This window comes from Streptomyces avicenniae (genome assembly GCF_000719135.1).
Taxonomy (GTDB): Bacteria; Actinomycetota; Actinomycetes; order Streptomycetales; family Streptomycetaceae; genus Streptomyces; species Streptomyces avicenniae.
The window spans coordinates 1-25814 of the sequence record NZ_JOEK01000014.1 but is presented as its reverse complement, the minus strand read 5'-3'; the positions used below and the strand labels follow the sequence as shown (position 1 = coordinate 25814).

General features: G+C 73.2%; 26 protein-coding genes. 16 read left to right on the top strand and 10 right to left on the bottom strand.

Features of this window, described 5'->3' with window-relative positions:
* Positions 1–49: 49 nt before the first annotated feature.
* The 4 genes from IF27_RS23075 to IF27_RS23060 all read right to left on the bottom strand — a co-directional run bounded on the left by IF27_RS23075 (position 50) and on the right by IF27_RS23060 (position 4877).
* Positions 50–394 (bottom strand): DUF3099 domain-containing protein, encoded by a 345-nt coding sequence (locus IF27_RS23075; RefSeq protein WP_052851666.1) that lies wholly within the window; start codon positions 392–394, stop codon positions 50–52.
* Between the two features lie 46 nt (positions 395–440).
* Positions 441–1850 carry a tyrosine--tRNA ligase gene (gene tyrS, locus IF27_RS23070; RefSeq protein ID WP_052851665.1) on the bottom strand — a complete coding sequence of 470 codons (1410 nt, stop codon included), beginning with the start codon at positions 1848–1850 and terminating at the stop codon, positions 441–443.
* 97 nt (positions 1851–1947) lie between these two features.
* The gene (locus IF27_RS23065) at positions 1948–3360 is read right to left on the bottom strand and encodes a metallopeptidase TldD-related protein (RefSeq protein ID WP_052851664.1); all 1413 of its coding nucleotides are present in this window, start codon (positions 3358–3360) and stop codon (positions 1948–1950) included.
* Positions 3357–4877 carry a TldD/PmbA family protein gene (locus IF27_RS23060; RefSeq protein ID WP_052851663.1) on the bottom strand — a complete coding sequence of 507 codons (1521 nt, stop codon included), beginning with the start codon at positions 4875–4877 and terminating at the stop codon, positions 3357–3359. The genes IF27_RS23065 and IF27_RS23060 overlap by 4 nt, the downstream gene beginning before the upstream one ends.
* A 250-nt stretch (positions 4878–5127) precedes the next feature.
* Between IF27_RS23060 and fabG the strand changes: the two genes are divergently transcribed.
* Both fabG and fabI read left to right on the top strand, forming a co-directional pair.
* Positions 5128–5847, top strand: a complete 720-nt coding sequence (fabG, locus tag IF27_RS23055) for a 3-oxoacyl-[acyl-carrier-protein] reductase (protein ID WP_052851662.1) — start codon at positions 5128–5130, stop codon at positions 5845–5847.
* A gap of 2 nt (positions 5848–5849) precedes the next feature.
* Positions 5850–6629 carry an enoyl-ACP reductase FabI gene (fabI, locus tag IF27_RS23050; RefSeq protein WP_052851661.1) on the top strand — a complete coding sequence of 260 codons (780 nt, stop codon included), beginning with the start codon at positions 5850–5852 and terminating at the stop codon, positions 6627–6629.
* Between the two features lie 68 nt (positions 6630–6697).
* Here fabI and IF27_RS23045 read toward each other — a convergent pair whose 3' ends face one another.
* Positions 6698–7384, bottom strand: a complete 687-nt coding sequence (locus IF27_RS23045; protein WP_052851660.1) for a FadR/GntR family transcriptional regulator — start codon at positions 7382–7384, stop codon at positions 6698–6700.
* Positions 7385–7449: 65 nt separating this feature from the next.
* On the opposite strand from IF27_RS23045, the gene IF27_RS23040 reads away from it, so the two are divergent.
* From IF27_RS23040 to IF27_RS23030, 4 genes are all read left to right on the top strand, one after another.
* Positions 7450–8727, top strand: coding sequence for a CynX/NimT family MFS transporter (locus tag IF27_RS23040; RefSeq protein ID WP_052851659.1), 1278 nt, complete (start codon positions 7450–7452; stop codon positions 8725–8727).
* A 16-nt stretch (positions 8728–8743) separates the two neighbouring features.
* Positions 8744–8860 carry an SGM_5486 family transporter-associated protein gene (locus IF27_RS31860; protein WP_263053852.1) on the top strand — a complete coding sequence of 39 codons (117 nt, stop codon included), beginning with the start codon at positions 8744–8746 and terminating at the stop codon, positions 8858–8860.
* A gap of 193 nt (positions 8861–9053) precedes the next feature.
* Positions 9054–9245 carry a hypothetical protein gene (locus tag IF27_RS23035; protein ID WP_223291180.1) on the top strand — a complete coding sequence of 64 codons (192 nt, stop codon included), beginning with the start codon at positions 9054–9056 and terminating at the stop codon, positions 9243–9245.
* Between the two features lie 92 nt (positions 9246–9337).
* The gene (locus IF27_RS23030; RefSeq protein ID WP_052851657.1) at positions 9338–9856 is read left to right on the top strand and encodes a SixA phosphatase family protein; all 519 of its coding nucleotides are present in this window, start codon (positions 9338–9340) and stop codon (positions 9854–9856) included.
* Positions 9857–9915: 59 nt separating this feature from the next.
* Here the strand turns inward: IF27_RS23030 and IF27_RS23025 are convergent, their stop codons facing one another.
* Positions 9916–12201: an excinuclease ABC subunit UvrA gene (locus IF27_RS23025; protein ID WP_052851656.1), complete on the bottom strand. Its 2286-nt coding sequence runs from the start codon at positions 12199–12201 to the stop codon at positions 9916–9918.
* Positions 12202–12272: 71 nt separating this feature from the next.
* On the opposite strand from IF27_RS23025, the gene IF27_RS23020 reads away from it, so the two are divergent.
* Positions 12273–13259, top strand: a complete 987-nt coding sequence (locus IF27_RS23020) for a helix-turn-helix transcriptional regulator (protein ID WP_052851655.1) — start codon at positions 12273–12275, stop codon at positions 13257–13259.
* A gap of 40 nt (positions 13260–13299) precedes the next feature.
* On the opposite strand, the gene serB is transcribed toward IF27_RS23020, so the two are convergent.
* Positions 13300–14559, bottom strand: a complete 1260-nt coding sequence (serB, locus tag IF27_RS23015; protein ID WP_052851654.1) for a phosphoserine phosphatase SerB — start codon at positions 14557–14559, stop codon at positions 13300–13302.
* 218 nt (positions 14560–14777) lie between these two features.
* Here serB and IF27_RS23010 point away from each other — a divergent pair, with 218 nt between their 5' ends.
* The 5 genes from IF27_RS23010 (at position 14778) to IF27_RS22990 (ending at position 20080) form a co-directional block, all read left to right on the top strand.
* On the top strand, positions 14778–17291 hold the full coding sequence (locus IF27_RS23010; protein WP_052851653.1) for an FHA domain-containing protein: 2514 nt from the start codon (positions 14778–14780) through the stop codon (positions 17289–17291).
* Between the two features lie 164 nt (positions 17292–17455).
* Entirely contained in the window at positions 17456–18637 is a 1182-nt protein-coding gene (locus IF27_RS23005) for a GAF domain-containing sensor histidine kinase (RefSeq protein ID WP_052851652.1), read from the top strand.
* Position 18638: 1 nt separating this feature from the next.
* Positions 18639–19277, top strand: a complete 639-nt coding sequence (locus tag IF27_RS23000) for a response regulator (RefSeq protein WP_052851848.1) — start codon at positions 18639–18641, stop codon at positions 19275–19277.
* A 182-nt stretch (positions 19278–19459) separates the two neighbouring features.
* Entirely contained in the window at positions 19460–19699 is a 240-nt protein-coding gene (locus tag IF27_RS22995) for a chaplin (RefSeq protein ID WP_052851651.1), read from the top strand.
* A gap of 141 nt (positions 19700–19840) precedes the next feature.
* Positions 19841–20080 carry a chaplin gene (locus tag IF27_RS22990; protein ID WP_052851650.1) on the top strand — a complete coding sequence of 80 codons (240 nt, stop codon included), beginning with the start codon at positions 19841–19843 and terminating at the stop codon, positions 20078–20080.
* A gap of 78 nt (positions 20081–20158) precedes the next feature.
* On the opposite strand, the gene IF27_RS22985 is transcribed toward IF27_RS22990, so the two are convergent.
* Positions 20159–20956, bottom strand: a complete 798-nt coding sequence (locus IF27_RS22985; RefSeq protein ID WP_052851649.1) for a hypothetical protein — start codon at positions 20954–20956, stop codon at positions 20159–20161.
* 108 nt (positions 20957–21064) lie between these two features.
* Between IF27_RS22985 and IF27_RS22980 the strand changes: the two genes are divergently transcribed.
* The 3 genes from IF27_RS22980 (at position 21065) to IF27_RS22970 (ending at position 23420) form a co-directional block, all read left to right on the top strand.
* The gene (locus tag IF27_RS22980; protein WP_052851648.1) at positions 21065–21856 is read left to right on the top strand and encodes an ABC transporter ATP-binding protein; all 792 of its coding nucleotides are present in this window, start codon (positions 21065–21067) and stop codon (positions 21854–21856) included.
* Positions 21857–21969: 113 nt separating this feature from the next.
* A complete protein-coding gene (locus IF27_RS22975) occupies positions 21970–22401 on the top strand; it encodes an NfeD family protein (RefSeq protein WP_052851647.1) in 432 nt (143 codons plus the stop codon).
* Between the two features lie 59 nt (positions 22402–22460).
* Entirely contained in the window at positions 22461–23420 is a 960-nt protein-coding gene (locus tag IF27_RS22970) for an SPFH domain-containing protein (protein ID WP_052851646.1), read from the top strand.
* 69 nt (positions 23421–23489) lie between these two features.
* Here the strand turns inward: IF27_RS22970 and IF27_RS22965 are convergent, their stop codons facing one another.
* Positions 23490–24008 carry an HNH endonuclease gene (locus IF27_RS22965; protein ID WP_052851847.1) on the bottom strand — a complete coding sequence of 173 codons (519 nt, stop codon included), beginning with the start codon at positions 24006–24008 and terminating at the stop codon, positions 23490–23492.
* A gap of 190 nt (positions 24009–24198) precedes the next feature.
* Positions 24199–24738, bottom strand: coding sequence for a YbhB/YbcL family Raf kinase inhibitor-like protein (locus IF27_RS22960; RefSeq protein ID WP_052851645.1), 540 nt, complete (start codon positions 24736–24738; stop codon positions 24199–24201).
* An 85-nt stretch (positions 24739–24823) separates the two neighbouring features.
* On the opposite strand from IF27_RS22960, the gene IF27_RS22955 reads away from it, so the two are divergent.
* Positions 24824–25516: a DNA-3-methyladenine glycosylase gene (locus IF27_RS22955; RefSeq protein ID WP_052851644.1), complete on the top strand. Its 693-nt coding sequence runs from the start codon at positions 24824–24826 to the stop codon at positions 25514–25516.
* The last annotated feature ends 298 nt before the right edge of the window (positions 25517–25814 follow it).

Genomic DNA, 25814 nt, shown 5'->3' with positions numbered 1-25814 from the left:
CGAACGGCCCAATTGGTTGCGTGCCACCGCTTCTTCGCCGCCGGACGCCTCAGTTCCGGTTGTGCGGATCGCCGCCGTCTGGCGGCAGCGCGCCGCGCCCGGCCCCGGTCACAAAGGTGGACGGGAGGGACGGAACGTTCTCCCGCCCCGCGTTGGCGACGACCACCGCGACGTACGGCAGCAGCGCGCCCAGCACGAGCGTCACGACGGCGACCGGCCTGCTGACGTCCCACAGCACCACGGTCGCGATGACCGCCGCCGTGCGGACGAGCATGGAGATCACATACCGCCGCTGCCGCCCACGGACGTCGTCCGTCAGCCCCTGCCTGGCCCCGGTGATCCTGAAGACCTCGGGACCGGCCTGCCCGCGTCCCGCTCGGTGTCCTACGCGCACGATGCCTCACCACCCGCCGTCCACGGTACGCCTGCCGCGCCGCTGCTCAGTCGCGCACCCGCGCGAGCTTGCGTCCCGCCTTCAGGTACACGCTGTCCGGCGTCCCCGCGAGCCCGTCGGCACGCTCGGTGACGACCTCGGCGAGCGTGCGCAGCGCGTCCTCCTCCGGCACGGTCTCGGTCCGTTGCCCGTCCGCCGTCTCCAGCACGAGCCGCAGCCCGTTCTGCCGGGCCAGCCGCCGCGCGGCGGACGCGCTCGGCACGAAGTCGAGGACCTTGGTCAGCACCGTCGTCACCGTCTCCGCGCCGTACTCGGCGAGCGAGACCTCGGGCAGCGCCGCCACCTCGGTGAAGCTCCGCCGCGAGAACCGCGCCGTGAACGCGGCGCGCGCGCCCATCGCGGCGTCCAGGTCGTGCAGCGCGGTCACGACCTCCCCCGCCAGGACCTTCTTCAGGTCCATCGGGTGCAGCGTGCCGTCCGCCAGCCGGGCCGTGACGACCGCCAGCTCGGCGTCCGTCCACTCGGTCAGGGCGCGCAGGTACGGCTCGACCAGCCGGTCGGGGATCGACATGACCTTGCCGAACAGCTCGTCGGGCGCGGCGGACAGGCCGATGTAGTTCCCCTTCGACTTGGACATCTTGGCGCCGGAGCCGTCGGTGCCCTCGATCAGCGGCAGCGTGACGACGAGCTGCGGCGTCTGGCCGTGGATCTCCATCACCCGGCGGCCCATCTGGAGGTTCAGCAACTGGTCCACGCCGCCCAGCTCGACGTCCGCCATGATCTCGACGGAGTCGATCGCCATGGCCACCGGGTAGATCAGCTCGGACATCGACAGGCCGTGGCCCGCGTCCAGCCGCCGCCTGAAGTCGTCGCGCTGGAGCAGCGCCGACGCCGACACCTGGGCGAGGATGCCGATCAGCCGGGGCAGCGTGATCCCGGCCAGCCACTCGCTGTTGTGCCGCAGGCGCACCTGCTCGAAGTCGAAGAACGGCCGCACCTGGTCGCCGTACCCGGCGAGGTTGCGGGCGATGTCCTCGCCGGTGAGCGGCGGGCGTTCCTCGGAGCGTCCGCTCGGGTCGCCGATGCTCGCCGTGAGGTCGCCGATGATCAGCGTCACGTCGTGGCCCATCCGCTGGAAGCGGCTGAGCACGATCATCGGCACGGCGTGCCCGAGATGGACGTCGGCGCCCGTCGGGTCGATGCCGAGCTTCACGCGCAGGCCGCGGCCCGCCTCCTGCGCGGCGGCGACTCGTTCCGCGAGCGCGTCGCCCGACGGCAGCACGTTCACCGTCCGCGCGCCGATCAGCTCGGCCTGCTCGCCCGCGGGGAGGTCGCTGAGATCCAGATACCGCCGGGACCCCGTCTCCTGGAGAAGCTCCCGCACGGTGGCGTCGGAGGAGAGGTCCTGCACGAGCAGCGCGGTCGCGCGCCGCACGGATTCGCCGAGGCGTGTCACGTCGGATCATCCCGGGGTTCTGGAGCGGTCGGGGGGCGGGCCCATCCTACGGCGCCACCCCCCGTCACCGCCCTGCCAGGACGGGCCCGCGACCGCCTCACACCCCGGGGCTGACCGAACTCATGTGGAAGTCGGGCACCCGCAGCGCGGGCATCGCGACGCGCGGGAACTCCTCGCCCCACTCCCGGGACCGCGTGCGCTCGCTCGCCCCCGCCTCGGCGGCGCGCGCCAGCACGTCCACCGGCGACTCGTTGAACCGGAAGTTGTTGACCACGCCCGTCACCTCGCCGTTCTCCACGAGGTAGACGCCGTCCCTGGTCAGGCCGGTCAGCAGCAGGTTCTTCGGGTCCACCTCGCGGATGTACCACAGCGACGTCACGAGCAGCCCGCGCTCCGTGCGCGCCACCAGGTCGTCGATCGAGCCGTCGCCGCCCGCGTCGAGCAGCAGGTTGCCCGGCAGCGGGGCGACGGGCAGGCCGGTGACGTCGGCGGTGTACCGGGTGGTGACCAGCCGCCGCAGCACCCCCTCCTCGATCCACTCCGCGCGGCCGAGCGGCAGCCCGTTGTCGAAGACGGACGTCTGCGGCCCGAACCCGGCGGCGGAGGAGTGCGCGACGACGAACGGCGCGGACCCGAGGCCCGGCGCGGCCGGGTCGCTCCACAGCGTGAACGGCAGCGAGGTCAGCCGCTCGCCGACGCGCGTCCCGCCGCCGGGCGCGGCGAAGACGGTGCGGCCGTCGTGCGCCTGCCGCGCGTCCGCCATCCACTGCTGGTAGACCACCAGGTCGGCCACGGAGGTCGGCGGCAGCAGCGTCTCGTAGCGCCCGGCCGGGAGATCGACGCGGCGCTCCGCCCAGGCCAGCCGCCCGGCCAGCGCGGCGTCCAGCGCGAGCGGGTCCACGTCCGTGAAGTCGTCGGTGGGGACCGACACGTAGGCGGAACGGCTGCGCGCGTGCGACTTGGCGTTCAGCTCCACGTGGCCCGCGGGCTGGTCGTGGCGCAGCCGCAGGCCGCCCGAGGTGCCCAGGTAGGTGGAGACGACCGTGTGTTCCGCGAAGCCGAACAGCTCGCGGCCCTGCGCCGCCGCGCGGGCGAACGTCTCGCCGAGCGCGGGCGCGAACGCGTCGAAGACGGCAGGGGACGTCGCGGCGGGCTCCGCGGTGAAGTCCGCCGACGCCGCGCCGCCCGTGTGCAGGGGCTGCGCGTCCTCGGCGGCGGGGGACTGGCGGGCGGCCTCCTCGGCGGCCCGCACCAGCGGCTCCAGGTCCTCGTCCGTGACGGCCGACCGCGTGACGACCCCGGCCGAGGTGCCCCGGGCGCCGTCCACGGTGGCGATGACGGTGAGCGAACGGCCGCGCGTGACGCCGTTGGTCGTCAGCGCGTTGCCCGCCCAGCGCAGATTGGCGCCCGACGTCTCCTCGGCGAGGACGACGGTGCTGTCCGCCCGCGAGAGGGCGAGGGCGCGTTCGACGATCTCGTGGGGTCTTCCGGTGCCGCCGGTGCCGCTCATCGGCCCGCCTCCTGCGTGGTGTTGAGGACGTTGATCTGACGGAAGAGGGCGGAGGGGCAGCCGTGCGAGACGGCGGCCAGCTGGCCGGGCTGCGCCTTGCCGCACATGAAGGAGCCGCCCAGGACGTAGGTGTCGGGGCCGCCGACCGCCTCCATCGCGCCCCAGAAGTCGGTCGTCGTCGCCTGGTACGCGACGTCCCGCAGCTGACCGGCCAGCTCGCCGTTCTCGATGCGGAAGAAACGCTGCCCGGTGAACTGGAAGTTGTAGCGCTGCATGTCGATGGACCACGACCCGTCGCCCTCGATGAAGATGCCGCGCTCCACGCGCGAGATCAGCCCGTCCGTGTCCGGGCCCGCCGGGTCGGGCTGCAGCGAGACGTTCGCCATGCGCTGGAGCGGCACGTGCGCGGGGGAGTCGGCGAACGCGCAGCCGTTGGAGCGCGCGGCGCCCGTCAGCGCGGCCGTGCGGCGGTCCGTCTGGTAGCCGACGAGCACGCCGTCCTTCACCAGGTCCCAGGACTGCGCCTCGACGCCGTCGTCGTCGTACCCGACGGTCGCGAGGCCGTGCTCGGCCGTCCGGTCGCCGGTGACGTGCATCGCCTCGGAGCCGTACCGCAGGCTCCCCAGCTGGTCGAAGGTGGCGAACGAGGTGCCCGCGTACGCCGCCTCGTACCCGAGCGCGCGGTCCAGCTCGGTGGCGTGGCCGATGGACTCGTGGATGGTGAGGAAGAGGTTCGACGGCGCGATCACCAGGTCGTACGCCCCGGCCTCCACCGAGGGCGCGGCCAGCTTCCCGGCCAGCAGGCCGGGGATGCGGGCGAGTTCGCCGTCCCAGTCCCACGCGGTGCCGGTGAAGTACTCCCAGCCGCGCGCGGCCGGTGGCGCGAGGGTGCGCATCGTGTCGAACCTGCCGTCGGGCGCGACGTTGGTCGCCGTCAGCTCCGGCAGGATCCGTACGCGCTGCTGCGTCGTGACGGTGCCCGCCGTGTCGGCGTAGAACTTGTTCTCCTGCACCGCCCACAGGCGCGTGTCCACATGGCTCACGCCCTCGCCCGCCAGCAGCCGCGCGCTCCGGTCGGCGAGGAGTTCGATCCGCTCGGCGCCGGGGACGTCGAACGGGTTCACCTCGTAGGGCGAGACCCACGTCCGCTCGCCGTGCGAGGGCTCGGGCGCCAGCTCGACGCGCTCGTCCGAACCGGCCGCGGCGATGACGCGGGCGGACAGCTTGGCCATCTCGACCGCCTGGGAGGCGACCCGGGCGGCGGCGTCCATCGTCATGTCCACGCCCGCCGCGAAGCCCCAGGCGCCGCCGTGGACGACGCGCACCGCGTACCCGGTGTCCGTGCCGTCCCGTGAACCGGCCGGACGGGCGTCGCGCAGCAGCCAGTTGGCGCTGCGGACGCGTTCGAGGCGGAAGTCGGCGTGCTCGGCGCCCAGCGCGCGGGCCCGCGCCAGCGCGGCGTCGGCCAGTGGGCGCAGGGGGAGGGCGAGGAAGGACTCGTCGATCGATCTGGGCACAATCTCTCCTGTCCGAGTGCCGCTGCGGTGCGGGGCCGGTCGGGCGCCCCGCCCGATCATGCACCTCCGCCCGCCCGCCGCCCAGGGAGTCCTGGCCGACGGGCGGGCGGAGGTGACCGCCCGTGACGTGCACCGGATGTAGGAACCCGACAGAGCGGCGACGGAGCGCCTGTCACGGCCCGCCCCCCAACGGGTCCGTGAGGGAGGTTAGCGTTGTCCGGAGCATACGACGCAGAAAGAAGGTGCCCCCTTGAGCCGCTCGGTTCTGGTCACCGGAGGCAATCGCGGCATCGGCCTGGCCATCGCCCGCGTACTGGCCGACTCGGGCGACAAGGTCGCCTTCACCTACCGGTCCGGCGAGCCCCCGAAGGAGCTGGTCGAACGGGGCTGCCTGCCCGTGCGGTGCGACATCACCGACACCGAACAGGTGGAGCAGGCGTTCAAAGAGGTCGAGGCGGTGCACGGCAAGGTCGAGAGCCTTGTCGCCAACGCGGGCATCAACCGCGACCAGTTGATGCTGCGCATGTCGGACGAGGACTTCGACGCGGTCCTCCAGACCAACCTCACCGGCACGTTCCGTGTGGTGAAGACGGCGGCCAAGGGCATGCTGCGGGCGCGGCGCGGGCGTATCGTCCTCATCTCGTCGGTCGTCGGCATGATGGGCTCGCCAGGACAGGTCAACTACGCGGCGTCCAAGGCCGGTCTGATCGGCTTCGCGCGCTCCGTCGCCCGCGAGATCGGTTCGCGCAACATCACCTGCAACGTCGTCGCGCCCGGCTGGGTGGACACCGAGATGTCCCAGGCCGTCAGCGAGGAGCGGCGCGCCACCGTCCTGGCGGAGATCCCGCTCGGCCGGTACGCGCAGACCGAGGAAGTGGCCGCCGCCGTCCGCTTCCTGCTCTCCGACGAGGCCGCGTACATCACTGGAGCCGTCATCCCCGTTGACGGCGGATTGGGCATGGGTCACTGAACATGAGCGGACTTCTCGCCGGCAAGCGCATCCTCGTCACCGGGGTGCTCACCGAGTCCTCGATCGCCTTCCACACGGCGAAGCTGGCCCAGCAGGAGGGCGCCGAGGTCGTGCTGACCGGCTTCGGGCGCCTCAGCCTGGTCGAGCGCATCGCGAAGCGGCTGCCGAAGCCGGTGCCGGTCATCGAGCTCGACGTGCAGAACCAGGAGCACCTGGCGGGCCTCGCGGAGAAGGTCACCGAGCAGATCGGCGAGGGGATCGGGCTGGACGGCGTCGTCCACTCCATCGGCTTCGCCCCGCAGGACGCGCTCGGCGGCAACTTCCTGCACACCGAGTGGCCTTCGGTCGCGACGGCGGTCGAGGTGTCCGCGTACTCGCTGAAGTCCCTGACGACGGCGCTGCTCCCGCTGCTGGAGCAGCGCGGCGGCTCGGTCGTCGGCATGGACTTCGACGCGCAGGTGGCCTGGCCGAAGTACGACTGGATGGGTGTCGCGAAGGCGGCCCTTGAGGCGACCTCCCGCTACCTGGCGCGTGACCTCGGCCCCCGGAACATCCGGGTCAACCTGGTCTCGGCCGGGCCGATCAAGTCGATGGCGGCCAAGTCGATCCCCGGCTTCGAGGAGCTGGCCGACGTGTGGAACAGCCGCTCGCCCATCGGCTGGGACCTGTCCGACCCGGAGCCCGCGGCCCGTGGCGTGGTCGCGCTGCTGTCCGACTGGTTCCCGAAGACGACGGGCGAGGTCGTCCACGTGGACGGCGGCGTGCACATGATGGGTGCCTGAGACCACCCCCGTCCCTTGCCCTGCCCCCGGCGGCCACCGCGCCGCCGGGGGCAGGCGCACGTCCGGGGTCAGTCCGCCGCGGCGGTGGCGACGGTGCGGCAGGACAGGGCGTACGAGCCCGCCTCCGCCTCGGCCGCCGCGGCGTCGGCGGCGCGGATCGCCGTGAGCAGCCCGGAGTGGTCCACGTACGTGGCGGGGCGCAGCCGGTCGCCGACGTTCTGCCGCAGGAAGGTGCGGACGACGCCGCCGAGGTCCGCGTACAGCGCGGTCAGCACCTCGTTGTGCGACGCCTTGACGACGGCCATGTGGAACGTGGCGTCCGCCTCGACGAAGCGTTCCGCCTCCCCGGCGGCCCACGCCTCCTCGCGCCGCGCGAGCAGCGTCTCCAGCTGCCGCAGCTCCCGTTCCGTGCGGCGCCCGGCGGCCAGCCGTGCGGCCTGGGCCTCCAGCGCGCTGCGCAGCTCGGCGACGTCCTGCGGGTCGGCGTCCTCGAAGCGCCGCAGCATCACCCCGGCCAGCTCGCTGGTCGCCGTCACATAGGTGCCCGAGCCCTGGCGGATGTCCAGCAGGCCGTTGTGCGCGAGGGCGCGGATGGCCTCCCTGACGGTGTTGCGGGCGACGCCGAGCTGTTCGACCAGCTCGGGTTCGGTCGGGATGCGGGAGCCGACGGGCCACTCGCCCGACGTGATCTGGTGGCGCAGCTGGGCGATCACCTGGTCGGCGAGCGCGGAACGGCGTGGCGCGGTCAGTGACATGGCTCTCCCCGGGAGGACGTGAATCCTGCGGCGCGGATTCATCCCATCATTCTATGATGGTATTCATGGAACTGGCGAAGAACGACCGTACTCTGCCGGCGTCCTCCCCCGTACGGGCGGCGCCCAGCCCTACGGCGGCGGCCCGCCGCGCGCCCTGGCTGCTGGCCGTCGGCCTGATGCTCACGGCGTTCAACCTCCGCCCCGCCGTCTCCAGCCTCAGCCCCGTCCTCGCCGAGGTCCGCGACGGCCTCGGCATGAGCGGCACGGTCGCCGGGATGGTCACCGCCGTCCCCTCCCTGTGCTTCGCCGCCTTCGGCGTCACCGCCCCCCGGCTCGCCCGCCGTTTCGGCCCCGCCGCCGTCGTCACCGGCGGGCTGTGCGCGATAGCCGCCGGGCTCGTCCTGCGCTCGCTCGCGGGCGAGACCGCCCTGTTCCTCACGGCCAGCACGCTCGCCCTCGCGGGCATCGCCGTCAACAACGTGCTGATGCCCGTCCTCACCAAGCGGTACTTCCCCGACCGCGTCGGCACCGTCACCGGCCTCTACTCCACGATGATCGCCGCAGGCACGGCCGTCGCCGCCGCCCTCACCGTCCCGGTCACCCGCGCCGCGGGCGACAGTTGGCGCGTCGGCCTCGGCGTGTGGGCCGTCGCCGCGGCCGTCGCCGTCCCCCTGTGGGTCATCGCCGAACGCCGCCACCGCGCCACCGCCGACCCCGGCACCGGCCTGCCAGGACAAGGACCGGCAGCCGCGACCGCCCCCGCGTACCGCGTCACCCGCTCCCGCACCGCCTGGAGCCTCGCCGGATTCTTCGGCCTCCAGGCCACCGCCGCGTACGTCACCATGGGCTGGGTCCCGCAGATGTTCCGCGACGCCGGCATCCCCGCCTCCACCGCCGGGCTGCTCCTCGCCCTGATCATGGCCATCGGCGCCCCCCTCGGCTTCGTCCTGCCGCGCGTCGCCCTGCGCATGCGCAGCCAGGGCCCGCTGCTCGCCGTCCTCGGCACGTGCGGCCTGGCCGGTTACGCCGGACTGTGGATCGCCCCCGCGGGCGGCGCCTGGGCCTGGGCCGTCCTCCTCGGCCTCGCCAACACCTCCTTTCCCGTCGCCCTCACCCTCATCGGCCTGCGCTCCCGCACCACCGCGGGCGTGGCCCGGCTGTCCGCCTTCGCCCAGAGCACCGGCTACCTCATCTCCGTCCCTGGCCCCCTGCTGGTCGGCACGCTCAACGAGGCCACGGGCGGCTGGCACGCGCCGCTGCTCCTCGTCGCCGCGCTGATGGCCGTCCAGATCGTGCTGGGCTTCGCCGCCGGACGGGACCGGTGCGTGGAGGACGGCGCCTGAGTGGGACACTGGTGCCATGCCAGCGCTCGACCCCAACCCCACCGGCGGCCAGCGGAAGCTGCTGCTCGTCCTCGGCGCCATGCTGGGGATCACCGTCGTCATCGCCGTCGTCGCGACCCTCGCGTCGCCCTGACCGCCCCCACGCCCCGCCCCATGGTGGGGCTGGTACCACCGTCCCCTAGGGGGCCGGCTTCAGGGGCCACTGGGTGGCCTGCCGGATGGGCCGCGGGACCGGCGGACCGTAGCGTCGTACCCGGCGCTCCTGGAAGCGCCCGGGGGAGACCCCGCGTACGACCCGACGCGACCGCATGGAGGCGACCTGCGTCATGTCCGTCCCGGCAGCAGACCATCCCACCGACATCGAGATCCGCCTGAGCTGGCGCTCCCTGGTGCTCCCCGCGCTGGCGTTCTGCGCCCTGCTCGTCCTGCTGGTCACCGGAGGCGAGGCGCAGGCCGCGCCCTCCCTCCAGCCCGCCGCCGAGTTCCTGCACCGGCTCCACGAGACGCTGCTCCGCTAGCCGTCAACCCCCGTCCGCGCAGGCCGCCCAGGGGGTTGCCGTGGCCCGGGATCACCCCTCACCACCTGGCACTTCCATGCGAAGCTGGATGCATGAGCCTCGACAGTCCTCGCAGGATCGTTCTCCTCCGGCACGCCAAGGCCGACTGGCCCGAGGTGCCCGACCACGACAGGCCGCTCGCCGAGCGGGGCCGCAAGGACGCGCCGCTCGCCGGGCGATGGCTCGCCGGGGCGGGGATCAGGCCGGAACTGACCGTGTGCTCCACGGCGGTCCGCGCCCGCGAGACGTGGAAGCTGTTCGCCCCCGAGCTCCCCGAGCGGCCGAGAACCAGCTACGACGAGCGCCTGTACGACGCCTCGGTCGGTGAGCTGATCGCCGTCCTGAACGGGCTCGACGACGCGGTGCGGGACGTCCTGCTCGTCGGCCACAACCCCGGTGTCCACGGCCTCGCCGACGGCCTGGCCGGTGAGGCCGAGGGGGACGCCCTCGCCCGCATGAACCGCTCCGGCTACCCCACCTGCGGCCTCGCCGTCCTCACGTTCCCCGGCGACTGGAAGTCCGTCGAACTCGGTGTCGCACACCTCGCCGCCTTCTGGTCACCGCACGCCTGACGCCTGACGCCTGACGCCCGCACGCCCGGCCACCGCGCCGGGCGGCACGTCCCGGGGCGTCACCCCGCCGCCACCGCGCGCCGCAGGTGCCGCCCCGTGACCGATCCGTCCGCCGTGAGCAGCCCGGCGGGCGGCCCCTCGTACACCACCCGGCCGCCGTGCCGCCCCGCGCCGGGACCCAGGTCGATCACCCAGTCCGCGCGCCGCACCACGTCCAGGTCGTGCTCGACCACGACCACCGTCGCCCCGGCGTCCACCAGCCCGTCGAGGACGACGAGCAGCGCGTCCACGTCCGTCATGTGCAGCCCTGTCGTCGGCTCGTCCAGGACGTACGTCCCCGCCCGCCCGCCCGACGCCAGCGCGGACGCCAGCCGCAGCCGCTGCCGCTCACCACCCGACAGCGTGTCCAGCGGCCTGCCCAGCGGCAGATGCCCGATCCCCGCGTCCACCAGCGCGCGCAGCGCCGCCCTCGCCCCCGGCACACCGCCCGCCTCCGACAGGAACGCCGCCCCTTCCGCCGCCGTCATCTCCAGCACGTCCGCGATCGACCGGCCGCGCACCGTACGCCCCAGGGCCTCCTGCGTGTAGCGCCGCCCCCCGCACGCCTCGCACCGCACCGTCACCGGATCGAGGAACGCCAGATCCGTCGTCACCCGCCCCCGGCCGCCGCACTGCGGGCAGCCGCCCAGGGAGTTGAAACTGAACAGCCCGGGCGCCGCCCCCGTCTCCCGCGCGAACAGCCGCCGCAGCCCGTCCATCACCCCCAGGTACGTCGCAGGCGTCGAACGCGCCGACGCCCCGATCGCCGACTGGTCCAGCACCACCGCGTCCGGGCACACCGCGCACAGTTCCCCCCGCACCAGCGAGCTCTTCCCCGAACCGGCCACCCCTGTCACCACCGTCAGCACCCCGACCGGCACCCGCACCTCCATCCCGCGCAGGTTGTGCCGCGTCGCCTTCCCCACCGTCAGCCACTCCCGCGGGGCCCGCACCCGCGTCCGCACCGGCGCCGGGTCCTCGTCCGCCCGCCGCAGTGCCCGGCCCGTCAGCGTGTCCGCCGCCACCAGCTCCCGCGGCGGCCCGGCGAACACGACCCGGCCCCCGTCCGCCCCCGCGCCGGGCCCCAGCTCCACCACGTGGTCCGCCAGCTCGATCACCTCCCTGTTGTGCTCCACGACCAGCACCGTGTTGCCCTGGTCCCGCAGCCGCAGCAGCAGGTCCATCAGCCGCCCCACGTCGGCCGGGTGCAACCCGACGCTCGGCTCGTCGAACACGTACGTCAGCTCCGTCAGGCTCGACCCCAGATGCCGCACCGTCTTCAGCCGCTGCGCCTCGCCGCCCGACAGCGTCGTCGCCTCACGCCCCAGCGCCAGATGCCCGAGCCCCACCGCCACCAGCCGCTCCAGCCCGGCGACCGCCTGCGCCGCGACCGGGCCGCCCACCGGGTCACTCACCTCCCGCAGCACGCCGACCAGATCCCCGGCCTCCATCGCGTACAGCTCGGGCAGCGTCCGCCCCAGCACCCGGCTCGCCCGCGCCGCCGCGTTCAGCCGCGCCCCGCCGCACTCCTCGCACGTCCCGCGCACGGTGAAGGCGTCCAGGTCGTCCCGGCCCTCGCCCGACCCGCCGCGCAGGTACACCCGCTCGAACCGCCGCACGACCCCCTCGTACTCGTTGCCCTCGCGCACATGCGTGCCACCCTTGCGCGAGACCTTGAAGCCCTCCCCGTACAGCAGCAGATCCCACTCCTCCGGCGTGAAGTCCGCGAGCCGCCTGTCAGGGTCGAACAGCCCCGAGCGCGCGTACAGCTGCCACTGCCAGCCGCCCACCCCGAACGGCGCGAAGCGCAGCGCCCCCTCGTCCAGCGTCAGCTCCCGGTCCACCAGCGCGTCCACGTCCGCCCGCCGCACCTGCCCGAGCCCGTCGCAGGCCGCGCACATGCCGCGCGGATCGTTGAACGAGTACGCCGTCGCCTCCCCTGCCGACGGCGTCCCGCAGCGCGAGAACAGCACCCGCAGCACGGCCGCGATGTCCGTCATCGTCCCGACCGTCGAGCGCGCGTTCCCCACCACCGGCCGCTGATCCACCACGACGGCGGGGGACAGGCCCGTCATCGCGTCGGCGAGCGGTCGCTCGTCACGCGGCAGCCGATTGCGCACGAACCACGGGTACGTCTCGTTCAGCTGCCGCCGCGACTCCACCGCCACCGTGCCGAACACCAGGGACGACTTCCCCGACCCCGACACCCCCACCACCACCGTGAGCGCCCCGCGCGGGAAGGCCACCGTCACGTCCCGCAGGTTGTTCTCCCGCGCGCCGCTGATCCTGATCGCGTCATGTGCCATACCCCCACGCTAGGAACCCATCAGGACAGAACCCGTCCGCTCCGGCCCCCGGGCCTGCCACCATGCCCCCTATGACCGACACCCCCGGCAGACTGCTGCGCCTGCTCGCGCTCCTCCAGGACGCCCGCCCCTGGCCCGGCCCCCGGCTCGCCGCCACCCTCGGCGTCACCGAACGCACCGTACGCCGCGACATCGACCGCCTCCGCGACCTCGGCTACCCCGTCCTCGCCGACCGCGGCTCAGGCGGCGGCTACCGCCTCACCGCCGGTACGGCCATGCCCCCGCTGCTCCTCGACGACGACGAGACCGTCGCCCTCGCCGTCGGCCTACGCACCGCCGCCACCGGACCGGTCACCGGCGTCACCGACAGCTCGGCGCGCGCCCTGGCCAAGCTCGAACAGGTCCTCCCGCCCCGCCTGCGCCCCGCCGTCCGCGCCTACCAGGAGGCCACCCTCCCCCTCACCGGCCCACCCGCCGACACCCCCGCCCGCGTCACGGCCGACGTCCTCACCACGCTGGCCGCCGCCTGCCGCGACACCGAACGCCTCCGCTTCCACTACGCCCCGCGCACCGGCGACCCCGCCCCCCGCCACACGGAGCCGCACCGCCTCGTCGGCGACGGCCGCCGCTGGTACCTCGTCGCCTGGGACCTCGACCGCGAGGGCTGGCGCACCTTCCGCGCCGACCGCGTCACCCGCCCGCTGCGCACCGGCGTCCGCGTGCCGCCCCGCACGCTCCCGGCCGCCGACGCGGCGCACTACGTCACCGAGTCCATCGCGGGCCAGCGCGCCCGGCACCAGGCCACCCTCACCCTGCACGCCCCGCTCGCCGAGGCTACCGCCGCGCTCCTGCCGGGCACGGGCGAACTGACCCCGCTCGACCCCGGACGCACCCTGCTCACCACCGGCGGCGACGCCCTCGACTGGCTCGCCTGCCGCATCGCCCTCATCGACCTCGACTACGAGGTGCACGGGCCGCCCGAGCTGATCGCCCTGCTCACCCGCATGGGCCGCCGCCTCACCCGAGGCACCACCGCGCCCGGCACGGCCCAGGACTGACGGCCGCGCCGCCACCCCCGCCCGTCAGCCCGTCAGCCCGTCAGGACGAGCGCAGCCCCGCCGCGACAGGACCGCCCTGCGCGTCGGCCGCCTCGACCTCCTCGCGGGTGATGCCCAGCAGGTACAGCACCGTGTCCAGGAACGGCACGGACACCGCCGTGTGCGCCGCCTCCCGCACGACCGGCTTCGCGTTGAACGCCACCCCGAGGCCCGCCGCGTTCAGCATGTCCAGGTCGTTCGCCCCGTCGCCGATCGCCACCGTCCGCGACAGCGGCACGCCCGCCTCCGCCGCGAACCGCCGCAGCAGCCGCGCCTTCCCCGCCCGGTCCACGATCTCGCCCGTCACACGCCCGGTGAGCCGTCCTTCCACGATCTCCAGCGTGTTCGCCGAGGCGAAGTCGAGACCGAGCCGGTCCGCCAGCGAGTCCGTGACCTGCGTGAACCCGCCCGAGACCACCCCCACCTGACAGCCGAGCCGCTTCAGCGTGCGGATCAGCGTCCGCGCCCCCGGCGTGAGCCGCACCTGCTCGCGCACCTTCTCCACGACCGACGCGTCGAGCCCCGCCAGCAGCGCCACCCGGGCGTGCAGCGACTGCTCGAAGTCCAGCTCGCCGCGCATCGCCGCCGCCGTGACCTCCGCGACCTGCGCCTCGCAGCCCGCGTGGGCCGCGAACAGCTCGATCACCTCGTCCTGGATCAGCGTCGAGTCCACGTCCATCACCACCAGCCGCGGCGCCCGCCGCGCCAGCCCCGACGCGACGACGGCGACGTCCACCGAACGCGCCGCCGCCTCCCGCGCCAGCGTCGTGCGCAGCTCCTCGGTGGCCACCCCCGACACGGCGAACTCCACCGCGGTCACCGGGTACTTCGCCAGCCGGAAGACGCGGTCGATGTTGCCGCCCGTCGCCGCGATCCGCGCCGCTATGGCGGCCGTCGTGTCGGCGGTCAGCGGCGACCCCAGCACCGTCACGTGGGAGCGGCCCACACCCCGCGCCGGGTTGTCACCCGTGCCCGAGATGATCTCGGCCTGCATCCCGTGCTCCTCGGCCCACGAGTGCACCGTGGAGCGCAGCCCGCCCTCCGTACCGGCGCCGGGAGCGGGCGCGCTCACCAGCGCGCACAGCACGATCCGGCCCCGGGTGACGACCTGCTCGATGTCGATGACATCGACCGAGAAGGCCGCCAGCGTCTCGAAGAGACCGGCCGTCAGACCTGGCCGGTCCTTGCCGAAGATCTTGACCAGCAGGGTGGGCGTATCCGCGTGGGCAGCGCCCCCGGCGGCGGTGTGCGCAGAGAACATGGTGGTCCCACGGTAGCCGCTCCGGCCGTCCGCGACTCCCCGGGGAGGCCCCGTCAGAGGCCCAACGTCACGGCCCGGCTCACTCTTCGCACCAGCTTCGTGACTTCCGGGGGGCGACTTTCCGATCGGGCGCCCTGCCTGGAATAGTTCCGACCCACGACAACCATCCCTTGACCTCCGGTCGGAGGTTGCTCGGGGGACAACTTTTGGGGCATGGAGTGCCGGAACTCGTACTCGAATTGAACGGACGGACCTGGACCCTGGACGCCGCCAGGCCGTACACCCTGGGGCGCGATCCCCAGGGCGACCTGGTCCTCCAGGACACCCGCGTCTCGTGGCGCCACGCCACCGTCCGGTGGAGCGGACAGACCTGGACCCTGGAGGACCACGGCAGCACCAACGGCACGTGGGTCAACGGCCAGCGCGTCCAGTTCGTCCCACTCGTCCCCGGCACCGCGGTGCACCTGGGGAACGCCAACGACGGACCACGGCTCACCTTCTCCGCCCCGGCCGTCACGGCCGGACAGCCGCAGCAGCCCGCGTACGGACCCGGCGGCGTACCGCCGTCCCAGGCTCAGGGCACCCCGCCGCCGCAGCACCAGCAGCAGCCGCCGCCCGCCCAGCCGTCGTACCAGCAGCAGGCACCGTCCGTCCCGCAGCAGCAGCAGCGCCCCGCGCAGCAGCCCGCGCAGGCCCACGGCTACGCCGCCGACCGCGGCGCGACCAGCCTCTACCAGCTCGCCATCGGCCAGGTCACCCGCATCGGCCGCGCCCTGGAGAACGAGCTGGTGGTCTCGGACCTCCAGGTGTCCCGCCTGCACGCGGAGTTCCTGGCCCAGCCCGACGGCCGCTTCGAGATACGCGACCTCGGCAGCCACAACGGCACCTTCGTCAACGGCCAGCGCCTGGAGAAGAACGGCCGCCGCGCCATCGGCCCCCAGGACACCGTCGGCATCGGCCACTCGACGTTCCGCCTGGTCGGCAGCCAACTCCAGGAGTTCGTCGATACCGGCGAGGTCTCCTTCTCCGCGCGCCACCTCACCGTGCAGGTGGGCGGCGGCAAGCTGACCATCCTGAACGACGTCTCCTTCGGCGTCCCGGAGAAGTCCCTCGTCGGCGTCATCGGCCCCTCGGGCTCCGGCAAGTCCACCCTGCTGCGCGCCCTCACCGGCTACCGCCCCGCCACCTACGGCGAGGTCCTCTACGACGGCAGGAACCTCTACCGGCACTTCGCCGAGCTGCGCAACCGCATCGGCCTCGTCCCCCAGGACGACATCCTCCACACCGCCCTGCCCATCCGGCAGGCGCTGCGGCTGGCCGCACAGCTCCGCTTCCCCGGCGATGTCGCCGAGTCCGAGCGCAACGCCCGCGTCGAAGAGGTGCTCGCCGAGCTGAAGCTCGGCCACCACGCCACCAAGCGGATCTCCTCCCTCTCCGGCGGCCAGCGCAAGCGCGTCTCCGTCGCCCTCGAACTGCTGACCAAGCCGTCGCTGATCTTCCTCGACGAGCCCACCTCGGGGCTCGACCCCGGCATGGACCGCGACGTCATGCAGCTCCTGCGCGGCATGGCGGACGACGGCCGCACCGTCCTCGTCGTCACCCACTCCGTCGCCGAGCTGGACCTGTGCGACCGCGTCCTCGTCATGGCCCCCGGCGGCGGCGTCGCCTACTTCGGCCCGCCCAAGGAAGCCCTCAACTTCTTCGGCTACGAGACCTGGGCCGACGTCTTCTCCGCCTTCGAGAACTACCGCGACTACGACTGGATGGGCCGCTGGCGCGGCTCGCAGCACTACCAGATGTACGCCGCCGAGTCCGACGCGGGACCGGCCCAGCCGCAGCAGCAGATGGCACCGCAGCTGGCCGCCATGGCCCAGCAGCAGAAGGCCCAGAGCTGGGCCTCCCAGGTCTGGACCCTGATGCGCCGCTACGCCGCCGTCATCTTCGCCGACCGCGGCTTCCTCGGCCTCAGCCTCGCCCTGCCCGTCGTCCTCGGCCTCGTCAGCGCCGTCATCCCGGCCGACCACGGCCTCGGCCCCGGGCCGGTGGAACGCCAGGGCCGCAACGGCGACGCCAGCATCGTCCTGCTCGTCCTCGTCGTCGGCATGTGCTTCACCGGCGCCGCCAACGCGGTGCGCGAGCTGATCAAGGAACGCGTCATCTACGAACGGGAACGGGCCGTCGGCCTCTCCCGCTCCGCGTACCTGATGTCCAAGGTCTTCGTCCTCGGCTTCGTCACCGTCGTCCAGGCCGCCATCATCGCCTTCATCGGCTTCGCCCCCCGCGAGATGCCCACCGACGGCGTCATCCTCGACGGCTCGCCCGCCCTGGAGATGACCTTCGTCCTCATGGCCCTGGGCTGCACCTCGATGATGATCGGCCTCGTCATCTCCGCCCTCGTGCGCACCTCCGAGATGACGATGCCGCTGCTGGTGATGATCTCCGTCGTCCAGCTCGTCTTCACCGGCGCGCTCTTCCAGGTCCACGGCACCCTCGGCGTCGAGCAGATCGCCTGGCTCATGCCCTCCCGCTGGGCACTGGCCGGTGTCGGCAGCACGGCCTACCTGAACGACCTCAGCGCCTCCCCCGAAGGCGCCGACCGCGACCCGCTGTGGGACCACGAGGCGGGCATCTGGCTCCTCGACGTCCTGATGCTCGGCATCCTCGCCGCCATCTGCGGCTACCTCGTGATGAAGTTCCTGCGCCGCCACGAGCCCGAGGTCATGCGCAACTGACCCACCCCGCGACACCCCACGCGACCACACCACGGCGGCGGGCCCCGGACCACGGGCGCCCGCCGCCGTCGTACGCCACCGGCCCCGCGCCCTACGCCCAGCGCCCTACCCACCCCCTGCGACCGCCCGATCCGCGCCCCGCCCGAACGCGTTACCGTCGGCACATGGCCCCCCGCACCGGACTGGCCGCCGTCAGCGCCGCACTCCTCGCCATGAACCGCACCCTCGAAGTGCGCGACGTGCTCCAGACCATCGTCCGCAGCGCCCGCGAACTCCTCGGCGCGCGGTACGCCGCCCTCGGCATCCCCGACGGCAACGGCGGCTTCGCCCAGTTCCTCGTGGACGGCATCAGCGACCGTCAGTGGAAGGCCATCGGCCCCCTCCCGCGCCAGCACGGCATCCTCGCCGCCATGCTCCGCTCGGCCGCCCCCGTCCGCCTCGCCGACGTCCGCCTCGACCCGCGCTTCGAGGGCTGGCCCGCCGCGCACCCCGAGATGTCCCACTTCCTCGGCATGCCCGTCACCGACGACGGCGAGGTCCTCGGCGCCCTCTTCCTCGCCGGGAAGCACGGCACCCCCACCACCCGCCGCCCGCCCTCCGGCAGGCAGCCCCGCACCGCCCCCGACGACGGCTGCGCCTTCACCGCAGAGGACGAGGAACTCCTGCGTCTCCTCGCCGAACACGCCGCACTCGCCCTGACCAACGCCCGGCTCTACGAACGCAGCCGCGAGCTGACCATCGCCGACGAGCGCGCCCGCATCGCCCACGAACTGCACGACGCCGTCTCCCAGAAGCTGTTCTCCCTCCGCCTCACCGCCCAGGCCGCCGCCACCCTCCTCCACCGCGACCCCGACCGCGCCGCCCAGGAGCTGGCCCAGGTCGCCGCGCTGGCCGCCGAGGCCGCCGAGGAACTGCGCGCCGCCGTCGTCGAACTACGCCCCGCCGCCCTCGACGAGGACGGCCTCCTCGCCACCCTCAGAGCCCAGATCAACGTTCTCGACCGCGCGCACCCCGCGCACGTCACCCTGTGCTGCGAAGAGCCCCGTGCCCTGCCCGCCGCCCAGGAGGAGGCCATGCTCCGCGTCGCCCAGGAAGCGCTGCACAACGCCCTGCGGCACGCGTCCCCCACCCGCGTCGAGGTCGCCCTCACCCGCCGCGGCACGGCCACCGTCCTGCGCGTCGCGGACGACGGCACCGGCTTCGACCCGGAGGCCGTCCGGGCCCGCGGGCGACACCTCGGCCTTGTGTCCATGCGCGACCGCGCCGCCGCGGTCGGCGGCACCCTGACCGTCCTGTCGGCCCCCGGCACGGGCTGCGTCGTAGAAATGGAGGTGCCGGGTGGCTGACCTGGCAGAAGTGATCCGCGTACTCCTCGTGGACGACCACCAGGTCGTCCGCCGGGGCCTGCGCACGTTCCTTGAGGTCCAAGGGGACATCGAGGTCGTCGGCGAGGCCGCCGACGGCCCCACCGCCGTCGCGTGCGCCGAGGAGCTGCGCCCCGACGTGATCCTCATGGACGTCAAGATGCCGGGCGGCGACGGCATCGAGGCCCTGCGCACGCTGCGCGAGCTGTCCAACCCCGCCCGCGTCCTGGTCGTCACCAGCTTCACCGAGCAGCGCACGGTCGTCCCCGCGCTGCGCGCCGGCGCGGCGGGCTACGTGCAGAAGGACATCGCCCCCGACGCCCTCGCCGGTGCCATCAGATCGGTCCACGCGGGCCACGTCCTGCTGGAGCCCGCGATCGCGGGGGCGCTCCTCACCCAGGAGTCGCACGGCGGCGGCAGCCGCACGGGCTCGCTGACCGAGCGCGAGACGGAGGTGCTGGGGCTCATCGCGCGGGGCCGCTCCAACCGGGAGATCGCCCGTGCGCTCGTGCTGTCCGAGAAGACCGTCAAGACGCACGTCTCGAACATCCTGATGAAACTCGACCTCTCGGACCGCACGCAGGCGGCCCTGTGGGCCGTGCGGCACGGGGTGTCCGACTGACCGCCGCCCGCGCCGTTACCCCATTCGGCCCCCTCCCACCAAACCCAGGAGCCCCTCCGGGCTGAGATTCATACGGTCGTGTGAGTGTCACCCGTACGGCGCATCCTCCCCGGCGCACGACCGTTCTCCATGGCGAGCCGCGGCGGCTGGCCGCGGCGAACGTGCGAGGAAGGTCAGAAGAAGTGAAGAACCTCAAGAGGGCCGCCGCTGTCACCCTGATGGTCGGCGGGATCGCCGCCACCGCCTCCGGCGTCGCCTCCGCGGCCTCGGACGCCGCCGGTGCGGCCGTGCACTCCCCGGGCGTCATCTCCGGCAACCAGGCGCAGGTGCCGGTCCACGTCCCGGTCAACGCCACCGGCAACTCCGTGAACGTCATCGGTGTGCTGAACCCGGTGTTCGGCAACCACAGCGTCAACCACTGACGACGTAGCCGCGACGCGTTGGGCCGATCGTGCGTATCGGGCCGCGAGCCCGTGCCGTGCCCTCGGCCCACGCGTTGTGCAGCACGTGACTCCGTGCCCAAGGAGTCGCGCGCACTGCAACGTCCAAGAGGAGCACAACTCATGAACACTGCCAAGAAGGCCGCCCTGGTGCTGGCCGCCGCCGGTGCCGCCCTCGGCGCGGGCGCGGGTTCCGCCGCCGCCGACGCGGAGGCCGCCGGCAAGGCGGTGAAGTCCCCGGGCGTCATCTCCGGCAACATCGTCCAGGTCCCGGTCGAGGTCGCCCCGAACGTGGTGGGCAACTCCATCAACGTCATCGGCATCCTGAACCCGGCGTTCGGTAACGTCGGCGTCATCGACTGACCCGTCCCCGCGGACGGACAGCGGACACGAAGGCCCCTCGGACTCAGGTCCGAGGGGCCTTCGCCCTTCTCCACCGCCCTATCCGCGCTGGCGCTCCAGCGTCTCCACGTACGCGTTGTACGCCGCCACCCGCGCCCGCCGCGCCGCCCGCTCCACCGGCCGCAGCAAGCGGTCCCGCTCCGCGATCTGGCCCGCGCTCACCGTCGCACCGGGCGCCAGCCCCTCCGGCTGCGCCGCGATCTCCACCAGCGCCCCCACACGCTGCGCCAGCTCCAGCACGCGCACCGCCCGCGCCGGATACCCGGGGGCCAGCACCTGCCGCTCCCGCTCCGCCCGCGCCCGGTACGCGTCCAGCCTCGCCCGCGCCACCGGCCCCGCGCCCGCCACGTCCAGCCGCGCCAGCGCCTCCGTCGAGTCGCGCAGCACCTCCGCCAGCTCCCGTTCCGCCTCACCGAGCGACGGCACGTCGGCCCCCGGCCCCTGCCGCACCGGGAGACAGCGCCACAGCACCTCGGTCAGCACGTCTCCTGCCGGTCCCGCCTCGTTCACCTCGGGCACGAGCCCCAGCGGCGCCCCCGACGCCAGCACGGCCTCCCCGGCCGCCAGCGCCGCCGCGTTGAACTCCGGCGGACCGCTCAGCCCCAGCGGATGACCGGGCGCCGGCAGCGCGATGCGCAGGCCGTACACCCCTTCGGCGCGCATCCGGCCGAGCGCGAGCGTCAGCCCCACCGGCCCCGACTCGCCCGGCAGGCCGACGACACGGTGCACCGTGTCGTCCCCCACCGCGCGCGCCGCGGCGTCGTCCGGCGCCGCCTGTCCGGCCAGCAGCGCATTGCCCCAGGCGGCGAGCCGCCCCGCACGAGGTTCCATGAGCATGCCCTCTACCTTAGAGAAGATTGCCCAACAACCCTCCTGACGACAGGGCGCGGGAGGCGGTGGCGTAGGTTTTGACTGACAGCGACTGCAAGGGGAGAGACCGCGCGCATGAGCGATGTACTGGAGCTGGTGGACGTATCCGTGGTCCGCGACGGCCGGCCTCTGGTGGACAAGGTCTCCTGGTCGGTCGCCGAAGGCGAACGCTGGGCCATCCTCGGCCCCAACGGCGCGGGGAAGACCACCCTCCTCAACGTGGCGTCCAGCTACCTCTATCCGACCTCGGGCAGCGTCCGGATCCTCGGCGAGGAGCTGGGCCACGTCGATGTGTTCGACCTGCGCCCCCGCATCGGCATGGCGAGCAGCGCCCTCGCCGAGAAGCTCTCCCGGCGCGCGACCGTCCTCCAGACCGTCCTCACCGCCGCCTACGGCATGACCGTGAGCTGGCAGGAGAGCTACGACGAGATGGACGAGCGCCGCGCCCGCGCGTTCCTCGACCGCCTCGGCATGAGCGGCCACCTCGACCGTAAGTTCGGCACCCTCTCGGAGGGCGAGCGCAAGCGCACCCAGATCGCCCGCGCCCTGATGACCGACCCCGAGCTGCTGCTCCTCGACGAGCCGGCCGCCGGTCTCGACCTCGGCGGACGCGAGGACCTCGTCCGCCGCCTCGGCCGCCTGGCCCGCGACTCCTACGCCCCGTCGATGATCATGGTCACGCACCACGTCGAGGAGATCGCCCCCGGCTTCACCCACGTGCTCCTCGTCCGCCAGGGCCGCATCCAGAGCGCCGGGCCGATCGAGACGACCCTCACCTCCGCGAACCTCTCGCACTGCTTCGGCCTCCCCCTCGTCGTCGAACGCCAGGGCGACCGCTGGACCGCCCGCGGCCTCCCGCTCGGCTGACCCTCCCCGTCCGCGCACCCCCGCCCCCGCACCCCCTTCACGCGACACACCCCCACCTCTCCCCGATCCACCCCCCGACGGGCCCTGTTCGCGACGCGGCCCCCCGCCCTACGATGAGTTCCGTGGACTTCTGGGTGGGGTGGCTCATCGCCGCCGGCGGATTCGCGATCGTCCTCGTCCTGACCGCCATGCCCGAGCTGGGCATGCTCGCGGCCGGCGCCGTCGCCGGCGCCCTGACCGCGGGCGTCACCGACAGCCTCGTCGCGCAGGTCGTCGTCTTCGCCGTCGTCTCGACGGCGCTCATCCTCGTCGTGCAGCCCCTCGCACGCCGCGCGCGCAGCGGTTCCCCCGCGCTCAGCAGCGGCGTGGACGCCCTCATCGGCAGGAGCGCCGTCGTCCTCGTCCGCGTCACCGGCAGCGGAGGCCGCATCAGACTCGCGGGCGAGGAGTGGTCGGCCCGGTCGCTCGGCGAGGACGACATCTACGAACCGGGGAGTCACGTCAGCGTAGTTGAGATCGACGGGGCAACCGCCGTCGTGATGTGATGGGCCGGTCACTTCATCGACAAACATCCCAACTCATCTAGACGCAGGGGGAGTACACGATGGGACCCATCATCATCGTGCTGGTGGTCCTGGTGGTGCTGGTCGTCATCGCGCTCGTCCAGACCATCCAGGTCATCCAGCAGGCCAGCGCGGCCATCGTGGAGCGCTTCGGCCGCTACACCAGGACGCTGAACGCGGGCCTGAACATCGTCGTCCCGTTCATCGACCGCATCCGCAACCGCATCGACCTGCGCGAGCAGGTCGTCCCGTTCCCGCCGCAGCCGGTGATCACGCAGGACAACCTCGTCGTCAACATCGACACCGTCATCTACTACCAGGTGACCGACGCGCGCGCCGCGACCTACGAGGTCTCCAACTACATCCAGGCCATCGAGCAGCTCACCGTGACCACCCTGCGCAACATCATCGGCGGCATGGACCTGGAGCGCACCCTCACCTCCCGCGAGGAGATCAACGCGGCCCTGCGCGGCGTCCTCGACGAGGCCACCGGCAAGTGGGGCATCCGCGTCAACCGCGTCGAGCTGAAGGCGATCGAGCCGCCCACCTCCATCCAGGACTCGATGGAGAAGCAGATGCGCGCCGACCGTGACAAGCGCGCCGCCATCCTCCAGGCCGAAGGTGTCAGGCAGTCCGAGATCCTCCAGGCCGAGGGCGCCAAGCAGTCCGAGATCCTGCGCGCCGAGGGTGACGCCCGCGCCGCCGCGCTGCGCGCCGAGGGCGAGGCCCAGGCCATCCGCACGGTCTTCGAGGCCATCCACGCGGGCGACGCCGACCAGAAGCTGCTGTCCTACCAGTACGTGCAGATGCTCCCGAAGATCGCCGAGGGCGACGCGAACAAGCTGTGGATCGTCCCCAGCGAACTCGGCGACGCCCTCAAGGGACTCGGCGGCAACATCGGCCGCTTCACCAACCCGGGCGGCGACGGGAACGGCGGCAACGGTGACGGCCCGGGCCCCAGCCTCGACAAGCCGACCCGCGAGCAGCCCCGCATCGAGTAGCCCGCCCGTACGTCACGACGCCCGCCTCCCCGGCACCGGGAAGGCGGGCGTCGTCACGTACGGCCCTCTCTACGCCGAGACCGCGCCCTTCGTCGCGAGCAGCCAGTCGGGCAGCGCGTCACCGTCACGCGCGCCGACCGCCAGCAGCAGGGCCGCCGCCGGGGTGGGCTCGAAAGGCTGCGCCAGCAGCCGCATCCCCGCCTGCGCCGGAGTGCGGTTGGCCTTCAGCTGGTTGTCCTCGGTGCACGCGGCCACCGTGTTCAGCCACGTGTCCCCGCCCCCGTGCGAGCGCGGCACCACGTGGTCGATCGTGGTCGCCCGCCGCCCGCAGTACGCACACCGGTGCTGGTCACGGACCAGCACCCCGCGTCTCGACCACGGGGCCCGTTGTCGGAACGGCACCTTCACATACCGGCGGAGTCTGATCACCTGTGGCACCGGCAGGTCCACCGCCGCCGCCCGCACCCGCAGCCCCGGATGCGCCTGCTCCACCACCACCTTCTGCTGGACGACCAGCACCACCGCACGACGCAGCGAGACCGTCGTCAGCGGCTCGTACGTCGCGTTCAGCACCAGGGTCTGCCGCACCCCGCCCACCTCCCGTTCCCTCCCCGCCCCGGCGACGGGCTGGCACCACTGTCCCCTCGCCGAGCAGGCCCGACAATGCATTTTGCGCGGGGAGAACCGCGCACAGGAGAGCTACCCGCCGCCGCGGCAGAACAGAGAGGCGAAGAGAAGGTGACGCGTGACCGTTACGGGCACGACACGGCCCGGCGACTCACCCCTCGGCCGGGACCTCGTACACGCCCACCAGCTGCGCGCGCCCGAGGGTGTGGAAGCGCAGGTTGAATCCGACGACCGCGGGCGAGGCGTCCTGGTCAGGGCCCAGCCGCTCGCTGTCCACCGCGTACACCGTGAACACGTAGCGGTGCGGCCCGTCCCCCGGTGGCGGCGCCGCGCCCCCGAAGTCACGGGAGCCGTAGTCGTTGCGCGCGTGGACCGCGCCGGGCGGCAGCCCCGCCAGGTCGCCCGACCCCGCGCCCGCGGGCAGCTCGGTCACCGTGGCCGGGATGTCGAAGAGCACCCAGTGCCAGAACCCGCTGCCCGTCGGGGCCTCCGGGTCGAAGCAGGTGACCGCGAAGCTCTTCGTCCCGGCGGGGAAACCGGACCAGCGCAGCTGCGGCGAGACGTTCCCCGCCGCCTGCACCTGGTCCTCCCTGAGCCGCTCGCCCTCCCGGACGTCGTCGCTCTCCACCGCGAAGGCGGCCACCGGCGGATGGAAGTCATGGGGAAGGGGACGCCGCTGGGGATCGGACATTACGGACCTCCTCGTCGCGTGACGCACTGTCCCGGCTAGCCTAGCCAGCGGGAACCCCCCTTGATCGTCCGGAGACCCGACACCCGTGAAGCGCACCGGCCCCACCCCCACCGCCGCCCGTCCGAGCGCGCCCCTGCCGCGCGCGTTCTTCGACCGGCCCGTCCTCGACGTCGCCCCCGACCTGCTCGGGCGCGTCCTGGTACGCGCCACCCCCGAGGGCGACATCCGGCTGCGCGTCACCGAGGTCGAGGCGTATGCGGGGGAGATCGACCCCGGCAGTCACGCGTACCGCGGGCGCACCGCCCGCAACGCGACGATGTACGGGCCGCCGGGTCATGTCTACGTCTACTTCACCTACGGCATGTGGCACTGCATGAACCTGGTCTGCGGACCCGAGGGGCATGCGAGCGGTGTCCTCCTCCGCGCCGGGGAGGTGATCGAGGGCGCCGAACTCGCCCGCGCACGGCGCGTCTCGGCCCGCACGGACGCCGAACTCGCCAAGGGCCCCGCCCGGTTGGCGACCGCGCTCGGCGTGGACCGTCTCCTGGACGGCAGCGACGCCTGCGGGGACGACACGGGCTCCCCCTTCCGAGTGCTGACGGGCGGCCCGGTCGCCGCCGAGCTGGTCGGCGAGGGGCCGAGGACCGGGGTCGGCGGCGAGGGCGCCGCCCATCCGTGGCGCTTCTGGATCACGGGCGACCCCACGGTGAGCCCCTATCGGGCGCACCAGCCACGGCGCCGGTCCCCGCGACTTGACGCGGGGGCGGGGGAGTCGTAACGTAGGTCGAGTCGCCTGAAGCGGGACACAACAGCACGCGGTCCACAGGACCCGCTGGACTGTCCGGTAGGCGCCACAACCTCAGCAGAAACCTCCCGACAGGGTCTCTTTCGCATCCCCGGAAATAATTCCAGGCGCGCGGAAATCGACCGGCCGGGGCCGGATTAGGAAATGATCCGGGGGTCCGCTAAGGTTGGGAACACCGAAGGGAAGCGCCCGGAGAGGCCCGAGAGGGTTTTGAAGGAAGCGTCCGTTCCTTGAGAACTCAACAGCGTGCCAAAAGTCAATGCCAATGTTT